Annotated in this window: 11 protein-coding genes; 8 read left to right on the top strand and 3 right to left on the bottom strand. The window is 70.2% G+C overall.

The features are described 5' to 3' along the window. Positions 1-19 precede the first annotated feature (19 nt). The 3 genes from AC1DWJ_RS00525 to AC1DWJ_RS00515 all read right to left on the bottom strand — a co-directional run bounded on the left by AC1DWJ_RS00525 (position 20) and on the right by AC1DWJ_RS00515 (position 4,772). A complete protein-coding gene (locus tag AC1DWJ_RS00525; protein WP_457252871.1) occupies positions 20-2,686 on the bottom strand; it encodes a bifunctional acetate--CoA ligase family protein/GNAT family N-acetyltransferase in 2,667 nt (888 codons plus the stop codon). Positions 2,687-2,805: 119 nt separating this feature from the next. Further along, complete coding sequence (locus tag AC1DWJ_RS00520) at positions 2,806-4,254, bottom strand: sialidase family protein (RefSeq protein WP_457252872.1); 1,449 nt, start codon at positions 4,252-4,254, stop codon at positions 2,806-2,808. Further along, entirely contained in the window at positions 4,251-4,772 is a 522-nt protein-coding gene (locus tag AC1DWJ_RS00515; protein ID WP_457252873.1) for an RNA polymerase sigma factor, read from the bottom strand. The genes AC1DWJ_RS00520 and AC1DWJ_RS00515 overlap by 4 nt, the downstream gene beginning before the upstream one ends. 143 nt (positions 4,773-4,915) lie before the next feature. Between AC1DWJ_RS00515 and AC1DWJ_RS00510 the strand changes: the two genes are divergently transcribed. The 8 genes from AC1DWJ_RS00510 (at position 4,916) to AC1DWJ_RS00475 (ending at position 14,003) form a co-directional block, all read left to right on the top strand. Next, a complete protein-coding gene (locus tag AC1DWJ_RS00510; RefSeq protein WP_457252874.1) occupies positions 4,916-5,593 on the top strand; it encodes a nitroreductase family protein in 678 nt (225 codons plus the stop codon). 66 nt (positions 5,594-5,659) lie between these two features. Then, a complete protein-coding gene (locus tag AC1DWJ_RS00505) occupies positions 5,660-8,107 on the top strand; it encodes a DNA gyrase/topoisomerase IV subunit A (RefSeq protein WP_457252875.1) in 2,448 nt (815 codons plus the stop codon). A gap of 10 nt (positions 8,108-8,117) precedes the next feature. Then, entirely contained in the window at positions 8,118-9,101 is a 984-nt protein-coding gene (locus AC1DWJ_RS00500) for a sucrase ferredoxin (RefSeq protein ID WP_457252876.1), read from the top strand. 190 nt (positions 9,102-9,291) lie between these two features. Then, positions 9,292-10,563: an ABC transporter substrate-binding protein gene (locus AC1DWJ_RS00495; RefSeq protein ID WP_477619974.1), complete on the top strand. Its 1,272-nt coding sequence runs from the start codon at positions 9,292-9,294 to the stop codon at positions 10,561-10,563. Positions 10,564-10,716: 153 nt separating this feature from the next. Continuing rightward, positions 10,717-11,775 (top strand): carbohydrate ABC transporter permease, encoded by a 1,059-nt coding sequence (locus AC1DWJ_RS00490; RefSeq protein ID WP_457252877.1) that lies wholly within the window; start codon positions 10,717-10,719, stop codon positions 11,773-11,775. Between the two features lies 1 nt (position 11,776). Beyond that, positions 11,777-12,685 (top strand): carbohydrate ABC transporter permease, encoded by a 909-nt coding sequence (locus AC1DWJ_RS00485; protein WP_457252878.1) that lies wholly within the window; start codon positions 11,777-11,779, stop codon positions 12,683-12,685. An 88-nt stretch (positions 12,686-12,773) separates the two neighbouring features. Further along, positions 12,774-12,935 (top strand): hypothetical protein, encoded by a 162-nt coding sequence (locus AC1DWJ_RS00480; protein ID WP_457252879.1) that lies wholly within the window; start codon positions 12,774-12,776, stop codon positions 12,933-12,935. Between the two features lie 21 nt (positions 12,936-12,956). After that, positions 12,957-14,003: a LacI family DNA-binding transcriptional regulator gene (locus AC1DWJ_RS00475; RefSeq protein ID WP_457252881.1), complete on the top strand. Its 1,047-nt coding sequence runs from the start codon at positions 12,957-12,959 to the stop codon at positions 14,001-14,003. The last annotated feature ends 1 nt before the right edge of the window (position 14,004 follow it).

The raw sequence follows: 14,004 nt of genomic DNA, 5'->3' as shown, positions 1-14,004 counted from the left end.
GGCGCTCCGGCTAGGTCGGCTAGGTCAGCGTGCGGCGACCCTGGTCCTGCCTTCGCGGGGTCGGGGCCAGCGTGACCTCGGCGCCGAGCACGTCGACTCCCCCGACGTGTGCGTTGACCGGGTTGAGCACGAGGCTGCCGACCTCCGGCAGGTTGTCGGCCAGCACCGACACCCGGGCGATCAGGTCGGCCAGCGCCGCGCGGTGGACCGGCGCCGCACCCCGGTGCCCGTGCAGCATCGGCGACGCCTTCACCGACGAGATGAGGTCGGAGACGTCGACGTCCGTCAACGGCGGGATCCGGTGCCCGATGTCGCCGAGGAGCTCCGTGGGCGGTCCCGCGATGCTGAACGACACGACCGGGCCGAAGAGGGGGTCCTCGTCGGACCGCACCACGCACGACACCCCCGGCGTGGCCATCCGCTGGATGACGAAGCTGTTGGCCGACATCGGCGCCAGTCGCTCGTTGAGCCCTTCGAACGCCTCACGCAGCTGCGCCTCCGACCGGAGGTCGACCCGGATCCCGCTCAGCCCCGGGGAGTGCCGCATGAGCGGCGCCACCGACTTGATGACCACCGGGTAGCCGATGGCCTCGGCAGCAGTCACCGCCTCGTCGACGGTACGGGCCGGCACACTGCCCCACACGTCGATCCCGTAGGTGGCCAGCAGCTCGGTGACCTCCTGCAGCGTGAGCCGCCGCCCTTCCGGCGACTCCTCGAGCACCCGCTCGACGAACGCCTCGGCGGCCTCGCGGTCGATCCCGACCGGGAGCACCGGTATGCCGCGGTCGCGAGCGCGCCACTCGGCATACCTCGTCGCGGCGGCCAGGGCGCGGACGGCGTCCTCCGGCATGGCGTAGGCGGGGACGACCGTGGTGCGCCCGTCGTCGGTGGTGCCGGACAGCCTCTCGAGGACACCCCGCATGCCGAGGAACGTTGCGAGGCAGGGCTTCTCGTGCTTCATGGCAGCATCGCGCACGGCGATGGCCACGTCCTCGTCGAGCGTGACGAGGGGTGGGATGAAGCAGGTCAGGACGCTGTCGACCTCGGGGTCGGCGAACGCATCGGCGAGCGCCTCGGCGAACTTCTCACCGCTCGCCTCGCTCGGCAGCGAGACCGGCCCGTGGGCGACCTGCAGGCCCCAGCTGACACACGCCTCGGCGCTCAGCGCCCCCAACGCGTCGGAGTTGCCGACGATGGCCACCCGGTTGCCCTGGGGCAGTGGCTGGTGGACCACGAGCTGGGCGACATCGAACATCTGGTGGACGTTCTCGACGCGGATCACGCCGGCCTGGCGCAGCATGGCGTCGAAGGCCTCGGGCCGGATCCGGGTGTGCCGGGCGCGGTGACCCGGGGGGACGCCGTAGGACGACACCCCCGACTTGACGACGATGACGGGTTTCGTGGAGGCGAGCCGCCGGGCGATCCGGGAGAACTTGCGAGGGTTGCCCATCGACTCGAGGTAGAGCCCGACCGCGTCGGTGCTGTCGTCGTCGATCCAGTACTGCATGAAGTCGTTGCCGGAGACGTCGACGCGGTTGCCGGCCGAGGCGAAGACGGAGATGCCGAGACCCCGGCGTGAGGCGGAGGCCAGCACGGCGATGCCCAGGGCCCCGCTCTGGGCGAACAGCCCCAGCCGTCCCGGGGGCGGCAGCTCGGGCGCGAGCGAGGCGTTCAGTCGCACCGCAGGGTCGTTGTTGATCACCCCGAACGAGTTGGGGCCGAGCACTCGCATCCCGGACTCGCGGACGGCAGTGAGCAGGCGGGACTGCAGCTCCGCGCCGTCGGGGCCGGACTCGGCGAAGCCGGCGCTCACCACCAGCAACGTCTTGACGCCCGCCTCGGCGCAGTCGGCCACGACGTCGAGGACCTCGTCGGCGGGGACTGCGACCACCGCGAGGTCGACGTCGTCGGGGATCTCGGAGACCCGGGTGTGGGCCGGCAGCCCGAGCACCTCCATGGCCTCGCGGTTGACCGCGTGGACGGCGCCGTTGAAGTCGGCCGCGAGGATGTTGGACAGGATGTGGTGGCCGATCGACTCCGGCCGACGACTCGCCCCGACCACGGCGATCGAGTCGGGGAAGAGCACCGAGTGCATGCTGACCGACTCGGCGCGGTGCTCGCGCGACAGCCGCACCGCCTCGGAGCGCTCGGTCGGCTTGATCTGGAAGGTGAGCGAGACGACGCCGTCCTCGAAGCGGCGGCTCACCTCGTAGCCGGCGTCGGAGAAGACCGAGATCATCTTGCGGTTCTGCGGCAGGACCTCGGCGGTGAACTCCTCGACCCCCGACTCCCAGGCGATCACGGCCAGGTGCTCGAGGAGCACGGAGCCGATCCCCCGACCCTGGTAGCTGTCGGAGATGTTGAAGGCCACCTCCGCGCTCGTCGGGGTGACCCGGTCGTAGCGCCCGATCCCGATGATGTCGCCCCGCACGGTCGCCACCAGGGCCACCCGGTCGTGGTAGTCGACGTTGGTGAACCGGGTGACGTCACGGTCGCTCAGCTGGCGCAGGGGCGCGAAGAAGCGCATGTAGATCGACTCGGCGGACTGGCCGGCGTGGAACCGGTGCACGGCGTCGACGTCGCTCGGCGTGATCGGACGCAGGTGGGCCACCGACCCGTCTCGCAGGACGACGTCGGCCTCCCACGACACCGGGTAACCGGCGGGAAGCGCCGAGGCCTCACTCATGGCCGAAAGCATGTCACGTCCGGGTGTCCCCGAACCGGCTGACCCGCCCTGCGACCGCCGTGCGACCGCCGTGCGACCGCCGTGCGACCGGGCAGCGCGCTGAGGCGTGCTCTAGCGCGCTACTTCCTGAACGACCGCTGTTCGAACGAGGCCCCGCTGTCAGTGCTGACGTCGTACCTACCGCCACGGGCCACCGCGTAGACGATCGGCCCGCCTGCGGCACCGACCCAGACGAAGGAGTCGTCAGCGCCCTGGTCCAGCCGAGGGCGGGCCCACGTGGCTCCCCCGTCCCGGGTCGACAGGATCGCGGTGGCGTTCTGGTAGGCCGGGATGCTGACGGTCAGACCCTGGAGCACCACGACGAAGTGCCTCAGGTCAGCCGCCGTCAGCCACACGCCGGGGGCGCCGGGGGTGGCCAGGTCCGGCGATGCCTGCGCAGGCGACCACGATCGGCCGCTGTCAGTGGAGGTGGCGAGCGCGTAGGACTTGCCCGGTGCGCCAGAGGCGCGGCACACGGCAACCAGCGCACCGCGGGTCCGTGCCGTCCCCCAGACCCAGACACCACCCGTCGATGCGCAACCGCGGGGCCGCGAGACAGGGTTTGGCGTACCTGAGACCCGCTGCGGCAGCGACTGCGCTTCCTGGTCCTCGTAGGAGACGCTGACGTACGCGTCGGTGCCGTCCATGCTCAACCACGCCCCGTCCGCCGGCGCCGGCGTGTCCAGCCCTACGACCTTCGCCGCCTTGGCCCCGGTGACGTCCGTCGACCAGACCTCGAGGCCCGCGCATCCCCGGGTGCCCTTCTCGGAGAGAAGGCAGCTGCTCGCCGTCACCATCCACACCTGCTTGCCGTCGGTCTCCAGCGACAGGACGGTGCGACCGCTGACGTCCACCGGGTCCCAGTGCCGGCCGCCGTCGACCGTGCGCATCGTGGTGCTGCCGTAGACGTAGCCGACCTGCGGGTTGGCGAAACGGATGCCCACGACCTGGCCGGGGTCGGCCGGGGTGGTGCGCGGGCCGGGGCTGGTGAGCGTGGTGAAGGACGCCCGGGTGGTCCACGTGGCACCGTCGTCGTCCGAGCCGATGACAGCGGTGCACTCCCCCTTGGGGCACGTCGCCTTGCCGAGGGCGAACAGGTGCTTCCCGCCGGCGTTGGTCATGGACACGATGTCGAAGCTGTTGGGCGCCGGGAAGGTGGTCGCCGTCGGGGTGCCCGGCGATGAGGTCCCGCCGGTGGCCGACGGCTGCGCCAGCGTGGTGGCCTCGGTGGCGCTGACCGTGGCCGTGGAGACGGCGGCCGTGCTGCTGGCGGGGTCGGCCGCACGGTCGGTACCGGGTCCGCGTCCGTTGCCCCACAACACTCCGCCAACCAGGACGACCGCCGCGGCACCGGCGAGGTAGGGCAGCCAGCTGCGGCGCACCGGACGGCGCGCCTCGACGAGGATCGACTCCCAGCGGTCGGCCCCGGCGGGCAGGTCACGGATGTCGGCTCGCTCGCGGGCGAAGAAGTCGGCGACCGGGTCGCGCTGCTCTCCCTCGTCGGGCAGGTCGGACAGGTGGCGGTTCATCGGATCTCTCCCAGCATCGTCGCCATCCGCTGGCGCGCGTCGAACAGGTCCCGCTTGATGGTTCCCTCGGACTTCTCGAGCTGCCTGGCCACGGTGGCCACCGGAAGGTCGGCGAAGTAGTGCAGCATGACCACCACCCGCAACCGGTCGGGCAGCGCCTCGACGGCGTCCCGGACGGTGAGGGTTGTCGCGGGGTCGGCGTCGGTCGTGAAGTCGTCGCGACCGGCCTCGTGCCGCCGGTAGGCGGCCGCCTCGCGACCGCGCTTGCGCCAGTGGTCCCGGACCAGGTTGGCCGTCACCGTGTAGAGCCACGGCCTCGGCTCGTCGACCCGGCCGAAGTCCCGGAACAGCTTGAGGAACGCCTCGGTCGCGAGGTCGTGGGCCAGGTCGGGGTCGCCCACGAGCTTGGCGGTCCACCCCGCGAGGCGGGCGTAGTGCACGTCGTAGAGCTCACGGACGGACGCTTCCACGTCCACGCGGTCTCGCGCCGGCACTGCCACCCCTCCCGTGAGTGCCACCGCGGCCATGGTCGTCATGCCTCGTGGACGCCGCAGGGCGGTCCCGGGTTGGCAGTGCTGGGCGGGTGGGTCGTCGGCCAGTCTTGCAGGCAGGGTGCACGGGCCATCCGGTGCCTCGACGGCCGCCACGACAGGATGACCCCATGGAGTTCGCAGACGTGCTCAGGCGGCGCCGCATGGTGCGACGCTTCGACCCCGACCGACCGGTCCCGCCCGCCGTCCTCGACGCGGTCCTGTATGCCGCGCAGCGGGCTCCCAGCGCCGGCTTCAGCCAGGGCTGGGACTTCGTGGTGCTCCTGGAGGACGACGACCGCTCGCGGTTCTGGAGTGCGACCCGCGACCCGGCATCAGGCGCACCGCGCGACGCCTGGCTGGCCGGCGTCTCGGCGGCGCCGGTGCTGGTGCTCTGCCTGTCCGACCCGGACACCTACCTCGACCGCTACGCCGAGCCCGACAAAGGCTGGGACGACCGTGACCCGGCGCGCTGGCCGGTCCCCTACTGGGACGTCGACACCGGGATGGCCGCCATGCTGATGCTGCTCGCGGCGGTCGACCAGGGGGTGGGGGCGCTGTTCTTCGGGGTCCCAGCGCCCAGGCACGCGGCGGTGCGCCGGGCACACGGCATACCGGAGAACCGGCGGCTCGTCGGCGTCGTGGCCCTGGGCCACGAGCTGCGGCGCACCGAGGGGTCCAGCCGGACCCGGCCACGGCGCGCGGCCACCGAGGTCGTGCACTGGGGGCACTTCAAGGGCGCCGACCTCGGGGTCAGCGAGGGCACCCAGCACGGGGTCAGCGGCGAGTCGGGGGCAACCCCGGTCTAGGCGTGGGACAAGATTGGGGGGATCCCCGCACCGAGCGGGGACGACCGCGAGGAGTTGCACGCACGCATGGCCCGCAAGACCCCACCCGCACCGGCCGACGACAGCTACGTCGAGCGGATCGTCGACATCGACGTCGAGGAGGAGATGCAGGGGGCGTTCCTCGAGTACGCCTACTCGGTCATCTACTCGCGCGCCCTGCCTGACGCGCGCGACGGTCTCAAGCCGGTCCAGCGCCGCATCCTGTTCTCCATGGCCGAGATGGGGCTGCGCCCCGACCGCGGTCACGTGAAGTCCTCCCGTGTCGTGGGCGACGTGATGGGCAAGTACCACCCGCACGGGGACACGGCGATCTACGACGCCCTGGTCCGCATGGCCCAGCCGTTCACGATGCGCCTGCCGCTCGTCGACGGCCACGGCAACTTCGGCTCGCTCGACGACGGCCCGGCTGCCTCGCGCTACACCGAGGCCCGGCTCGCTGCCGCCGCGATGCTGATGGTCACCGGTCTTGACGAGGAGACCGTCGACTTCATCCCCAACTACGACGACCAGCTCCTCCAGCCTGCGGTGCTCCCCGCTGCCTTCCCCAACCTGCTCGTCAACGGTGCCAGCGGGATCGCTGTCGGCATGGCCACCAACATGGCCCCCCACAACCTCGTCGAGGTGATCGGCGCGGCTCGTCACCTCATCGCCAACCCCACTTGCTCGCTCGACGACCTCATGCGGTTCGTGCCGGGCCCGGACCTGCCCCAGGGCGGACGGATCATCGGGCTCGACGGGATCCGGGACGCGTACCTGGGCGGCCGCGGCAGCTTCCGGACCCGGGCCACCACGCGGATCGAGAAGACCTCGCCCCGGCGGATGGGCATCGTCGTCACCGAGCTCCCCTACCTCGTCGGTCCCGAGAAGGTGATCGAGAAGATCAAGGACGCAGTCCAGTCCAAGAAGCTCCAGGGCATCTCCGACGTCAAGGACCTGACCGACCGCAAGCACGGGCTGCGCCTCGTCATCGAGGTGAAGAACGGCTTCAACCCCGACGCCGTCCTCGAGCAGCTCTACAAGCTCACCCCGATGGAGGACTCGTTCTCCATCAACAACGTCGCGCTCGTCGACGGTCAGCCAAAGACGTTGGGGCTCAAGGATCTTCTGCGCGTCTACGTCGACTTCCGCACCGACGTGGTTCGTCGCCGCACCGAGTACCGGCTCACCAAGTACAAGGACCGCCTGCACCTGGTCGAGGGACTGCTCATCGCGATCCTCGACATCGACGAGGTCATCCAGGTGATCCGCACCTCGGACGACGCAGCCGCCGCTCGCCTTCGGCTGATCGACGTCTTCGACCTCTCCGAGGCGCAGGCCAACTACATCCTCGAGCTCCAGCTGCGCCGCCTGACCAAGTTCAGCCGGCTCGAGCTCGACAAGGAGAAGACCGAGCTGGAGCGCCTCATCGAGGAGCTCGAAGCCATCCTCGGTGACGAGAAGCTGCTGATGAAGACGGTCTCCACCGAGCTCGCCGACGTCGCGAAGGCGCACGGCACGCCCCGCCGGACGGTCCTGCTGGAGTCGGCCGGTGTGCCCGCGACGACCACCACCCCGCTCGAGGTCGCCGACGACCCGTGCTGGGTGCTGCTCTCCTCCACCGGGCTGCTGGCCCGCACCGGGTCGGCCGACCCGCTCCCGCTGGACTCGGCGCGCAGCAAGCACGACGCGCTCGTGGGAGCGGTCCGCACGACCGCCCGCGGTGAGGTCGGGCTCGTGACGTCCCGGGGCCGGCTCGTGCGGCTGTCCGCGCTGGAGCTGCCGACGCTGCCGCCGACCAACGGCTCGCCCAGCCTGTCCGGAGGTGCGCCGCTCGCGGCCTACGTCGACCTGCCCCCCGGTGAGGAGCCGTTGACCCTCGTGTCGGTCTCCCCCGAGTCGGCCGGGATCGCGCTCGGCACCGCCCAGGGCGTGGTCAAGCGGGTGACGGTGGACTACCCGTCCCGCCCCGACTTCGAGATCGTCTCCCTCAAGGACGGCGACGAGGTGGTGGGAGCCGTCGAGCTGGCGACCGGCACCGAAGACCTGGTCTTCATCACCTCCGACGCGCAGCTGCTGCGGTTCGGGGCCGCGGCCGTGCGACCCCAGGGACGGGCCGCCGGGGGCATGGCCGGCATCAAGCTCGGGTCCGGGCACCAGGTCACCTTCTTCGGTGCGGTGCCCCAGGGCGCCGACGGCGTGGTGGTCACCTCCTCCGGCTCCTCGGGGGCGCTCCCGGGCACCGAGCCCGGCTCACTCAAGGTCACGCCCTACTCGGAGTACCCGCCCAAGGGCCGGGCCACCGGTGGTGTGCGCTGCCACCGGTTCCTCAAGGGCGAGGACACCCTCGTCCTCGCCTGGGCGGGCGCGCTGCCGGCCCGGGCCGCGGCCGCGAACGGCGTGGCCCTCGACCTGCCCGAGGCCACCGGCCGCCGGGACGGCTCGGGTGTCCCTGCGGCAACCGCCATCGCCCGCATCGCCGGGCCGCCACTCTCGTGACGGCGCGGTCGTGACGTCAGCCAGTCCGCACAGCCCTGCCACCCATGCCACCCCGGCGCCGGACGCCTGTTCGGTGGGCTTCGACCGAGCCGACGTCAGCGCCTACGGCACGGCTGCGCGAGCCACCTTCTTCATCGCGCTCGAGCAGTCCGGGCCCTGGGGTCGAGATGCGGCGACTGAGTCGCATCTGCCTGCGGCTGTAGGACGTTCCCTGTCCGAGGAGTGTTCGGATCGCGGCGGTCGACTCTCCCTCATCCGCCGGCCGGGTCGCCACGCCGACGACGCGCGCGAGGCCGGCCACACGGCATACCTCGCCTGGGCGGGTGCCGCGCCCTGGCTGCTGCAGCTCTCGGTCAGGGACCCGGCAACGCTCCTCGACCTCGACCTCGACGCGCTCGCTCGCGGTGACCGCGAGGCCGTCCTGGCGACTGCGCCGGGCGCGACCCCCGCCGAGCCGATCCTCCTGTTGTGCACCAACGGACGCCGCGACGTCTGCTGCGCCGTCCGCGGTCGCCCGGTCGCCCTGGAGTCGTCCGCGGCCCACCCGGGGAGGGTGTGGGAGGCGTCCCACACCGGCGGACACCGGTTCGCCCCGACCGGCGTGCTGCTGCCGCACGGTGCCACGCTGGCCAGGCTCGACGCCGCGGCGAGTGCCGAGGTCCTGACCGCGGCCGACGCCGGCCACCTGCCCCGATCGGTCCTCGGACCGCTGCACGACCGCGGGCGCAGCCCCCTGTCCGGCCCCCACCAGGCCGCGGAGTCGTTCGTCCGGCACCGGGTGGGGATCACCGACCTGACCGGCCTCGACGTCGAGGACGCAGCGGTTGGCGTGGGCGACCGTGCGGATGACGCCGGTGGCTCGCTCGTGGTGCGGCACAGGGACGGTCGCGTGTGGCACGTGGCGCTCGAACGCCGCACGCACGAGGACCTGCCCGAGTCCTGCGGCAAGGCCGCTGTCCACGTGGCGGACTGGGTCGGGACCCTCGTCGACTGACGGATCGGGACAACTCCGGCTCGTCACGCGTGGATCACCTGCCAGTTACCCAATCGTTACCGGAACGACTGCGTCTTCGGATTGCGGCGGCGGAGCGTAAACGTTTACATGAACTCGGTTCACCTCAGCGCTGAGGGCAGTCCGCCCCAGCGCAACGCGAGAAGATGGAGGCGGGCGTATGGCCCTTCGAATGCACAAGCGGCGCACCCTCACGGTGATGGCCGGAGCTGTGGCCGTGGCGCTCGTTGCCGCTGCCTGTGGCGGCGATGACGGCGGCGGCACGGGCAGCACGGCTGGCTCCGGCGCTGCAGCCCGAGGCCCGATCACCTACGTCCAGGGCAAGGACAACAGCGGTCTGCTCGGCCCCATGGCCGAGAAGTGGAACTCCTCCCACCCGAACGAGAAGGTGACCGTCAAGGAGCAGTCCGACCAGGCCGACCAGCAGCACGACGACCTCGTGCAGCACTTCCAGGCCAAGGACCCGAGCTACGACGTCGTCTCCGTCGACGTCGTCTGGACAGCGGAGTTCGCCGCCAAGGGCTGGCTGACCCCGCTCAAGGACAAGATGGCCCTGCCGACCACCGGGTTCCTCGAGCCGACAGTCAAGGCCGCGACCTACAACAAGACGCTGTTCGCGGCCCCGACGTCCTCGGACGGCGCGATGCTCTACTACCGCAGCGACCTGGTGAAGACGCCGCCGAAGACGATCGACGAGATGTGGGGCATGTGCTCCATCGCCAAGCAGAACGGAATGGACTGCTTCGCAGGCCAGTTCGCCAAGTACGAGGGCGGCACGTGTAACGCCACCGAGTGGATGAACGCCTATGGCGCCAAGGTCGTCGACGACGCGGGCAAGCCCACCGTCGACTCCCCCGAGGCGGCGGCCGGCCTCAAGGCCCTGGCCGACCACTACAAGAGCGGTGACATCCCGAAGCAGGCGATCACCTACCAGGAGGAGCAGAGCCGTGCGGCCTTCCAGGACGGCAAGCTGCTGTTCCTGCGCAACTGGCCCTACGTCTACAACCTGGCCTCCACGGACAAGTCGTCCAAGGTCAAGGGCAAGTTCGCCGTCGCCCCGCTCCCCGGCCTGAACGGTCCCGGCACGTCGACGCTCGGTGGCCACATGGCGGCCATCAGCGCCTACTCGAAGTACAAGGCAACCGCCCTGGACTTCCTGAAGTTCCTCACCAGCCCCGAGCAGCAGAAGACCAACATGGAGAAGGGTTCGCTGGCCCCGGTCATCGAGTCCATCTACACCGACGAGGCACTGGTCAAGAAGTACCCGTACCTCCCGGTGCTCAAGGAGTCCATCGCCAACGCGGTCTCCCGTCCCGTCACCCCGTTCTACCCGCAGGTGACCCAGGCCATCCAGGACAACTTCTACGCCGCTATCCAGGGCCAGAAGACACCTGAGGCCGCGGTCAAGGACATGCAGTCCGCCATGGCGGCAGCCGGCGGCTGACCGGTCTGAACGCAACATCCCAAGGTGTGGGGGTGGCCCCACGGGGTCACCCCCACACCTGCAGGACCCCTGCCTTTCGCATCCTCGGTCGACGCTCCACTCGACCACCATCTCGACCCACCCTGAGACGCACCTCCCGGGCTAGGAGCAGGCATGAGCGCAGCCACATCCGCACCACCGCGATCGACTGGCACGAAGCCGAAGAAGAGCAAGGGCCTCAACGCAGGCCAAGGTCGCCTGGGCCTGATGCTCGTGGCACCCACCATGCTCTTCCTCGCGGTGATCATCATCTATCCGCTGTTCAAGGCGATCCAGCTGTCCTTCCAGAAGGACGCCGGCCTCGACCCGGCCACTGGGCTGTTCGTGGAGGGCGGCAACGCAGGGATCTCCAACTACACCCACTGGCTGCTCCAGAAGTGCGGCGAGGTGGACTGCCCGCCCGGCACGCTGGGCGCCCAGTTCTACGACGCCCTCTGGGTGACGCTGTTCTTCACCGTGGTCAGCGTCTTCTTCGAGGTCATCCTCGGCATGTGGTTCGCGATGATCATGAACCGCGACTTCAAGGGCCGCGGCCTGGTCCGCGCGGCCATCCTCGTGCCGTGGGCCATCCCCACGGCCGTGACCGCGAAGCTCTGGTTCTTCATCTTCGCCTTCGACGGAATCGCCAACCGGTTGTTGGGCATCGTCGGCATCAACCCACAGCTGTGGACGAGCGACCCCACGGCCGCCAAGTTCGCGATCATCATCGCCGACGTGTGGAAGACCACCCCGTTCATGGCGCTGCTCATCCTCGCCGGACTGCAGCTCGTGCCCGGCGACGTCTACGAGGCGGCGCAGATCGACGGTGCGACCAAGTGGCAGACCTTCACCAAGATCACGCTGCCGCTCGTCAAGGTGCCGCTCATGGTGGCCGTGCTGTTCCGCACGCTCGACGTGCTGCGCATCTACGACCTGCCGGCGATCCTCACCGGCGGTGGTGGAGGAACGACCTCGCTGTCGATGCTCGTCATCAAACAGATCCGTGGTGGCTTCCACAGCGCCTCGGCCCTGTCGACGATCGTCTTCCTCCTGATCGCCTTCACGGCTTGGCTGTTCATCCAGTTCGGCGGCGCGGACGTGGTGCAACGGCCACCCAAGTCCAAGAAACCTGACAAGCCAGCCGCCGAGACCGGCAACCCGGTCGCCGCCAACGCCACGTCGACGGGAGCATGAGATGAGCACCACGACCACGACGGCCGCGCCCCCGGACTCCGGCCGCACCGAGGCCCAGGAGATCCACTTCAAGAGTGAGCGCGGCGCCAAGATCCGCATGTACCTCGGCCTCGCGGCCCTGGTCATCTGGGGACTCGCCCCGTTCTACTGGATGGTCGTCACCGCGTTCCGCGACGTCGGCTACACGTTCGACACGTCGCCGTGGCCCACCCACGTGACGCTGGACAACTTCAAGACGGCCTTCTCGACCGACCGCGGCAACCACTTCGGTGCCGCGCTGTTCCACTCGGTCATCATCGGCATCGTCACCACCGCGGTGGCCCTGCTGGTGGGCGTCTTCGCCTCCTACGCGCTGGCTCGCCTGGACTTCCCGGGCAAGTACGCCGTCCTCGGGGTCATCCTCGGCGCATCGATGTTCCCGGGCGTGGCCCTGGTCTCGCCGCTGTTCCAGATGTTCTCCAACTTCGGCTGGCTGACCGGCGCCAACTACCAGGCCCTGATCATCCCGAACATCTCGTTCGCCCTACCGCTGACGATCTATACGTTGACGGCGTTCTTGTCCGAGATGCCATGGGAGCTCGAGGAATCCGCCCGGATCGACGGGTGCACCCCGGGTCAGGCGTTCCGCAAGATCATGCTCCCGCTTGCGGCGCCCGGTCTGTTCACGACCGCCATCCTGGCCTTCATCGCCAGCTGGAACGAGTACCTCCTGGCCGCGCAGTTCTCGACACCGAAGACCCAGACGGTCACGGTGGCCATCGCCCAGTTCACCGGAGCCCAACCCCACCAGGAGCCGTACACCGCGGTCATGGCGGCCGGGACCATCGTCACCGTGCCGCTCATCATCATGGTGCTCATCTTCCAGCGGGCCATCGTGTCCGGCCTCACGGCGGGAGGTGTGAAGGGCTAGGCGACAGCCGAAACCCCCAGCACCCATGGGAATCTTCAACCCAGGGGGCGGCACGGGCGGCCAACGGGCACGAGCCCAGCGGCTGGACATGCTGCTCGGAATCATCGGGTTCTTCGCGTTCATGGCCGTCGTCCAGACGGTGGTGCTGGAGGTCCGCGGGGAGTCGGCGGCAGGGTCCGCCGTGCTCCTCGCGGTCCTCCTGGCAGTCCTCTGGTTCGTGTGGCGGCTGCGGCGCAACACCGGCGTCTAGACCTCGAATGGGGGTTGCGAGATGACCACCATCGGCGATGTGGCCAAGGCCGCGGGCGTGTCCGTGGCCACCGTGTCCCGTGCGTTGCGCGGGGTGGACCGGGTCAGCCCCCGCACGCGCGACAGGGTGCTCGCGGCAGCCACCGAGCTGCACTACGTCGCCTCGCCCGCCGCGACCAGCCTCGTCTCCGGTCGGACCCGAGGGGTCGGCGTCATCACCCCGTACTTCAACCGGTGGTTCTTCGCCACCGTCGTCAGCGGCATCGAGAAGGTCCTGCGTGAGGAAGGCTTCCACGTCCTGTTGTGCGACCTCGAAGGCCACACCTTCGACACCCGGCTGCCGATCACCCAGACGATGCTCTGGAAGCGCGCCGACGGCGCGGTCATCCTCAACGTGCCCCCCGTGCCCGCCGAGCGGTCCCTCCTCGACCGCCTCGGTATGCCGGTGGTGACCGTCGGCAACCGCCAGCCCGGCTGGCCCTCGGTCCGGATCGACGACCGGGAGGCGATGGCCCTGGCCACCCGCTACGCGATCGAGCTGGGCCACCGCGAGATCGGCTACGCCGGCACGGTGCCGTCCTCGATCACCCACCTGCAGACGCCGTTCGACCGGCGGGACGCCTTCGCCAGGGTGATGTCCGACCACGGCTTGGTCTGCCCACCGGAGTGGGTCCTCGAGTGCGACTGGACTGCCGCCGGCGCTGCCGAGCACGCCGACCGCCTGTTCGGGCTCGCCCACTTCCCCACGTGCGTGATCGCGGCGTCCGACGAGATGGCCTTCGGGGTGCTGAGTGCTGCCCGACGGCACGGTCTGCGCGTCCCGGAGGACGTGTCGGTCATCGGGATCGACGACCACGTCCACGCCGAGATCTTCGACCTCACGACGGTGCGCCAGGACGTGGAGGCGCAGGGCCGCCTCGCGGGACAGATGATGCTCGATGCCCTGCGCGGTCGCGGGGGTGACACCGTCGTGGACAAGGTCCTCGAGGTCGAATTGATCGTGCGTGGCTCCACCGCTGCTCCCCGACCCGCCGGCCGACGACGGTCGCCGGCGGCTGCCGTCGTCTGAC

The sequence above is a fragment of the Pedococcus sp. P2_D7 genome, assembly GCF_056404295.1.
Note: the sequence above shows the minus strand (reverse complement) of the source record. Positions and strands in the feature narration are given on the sequence as shown.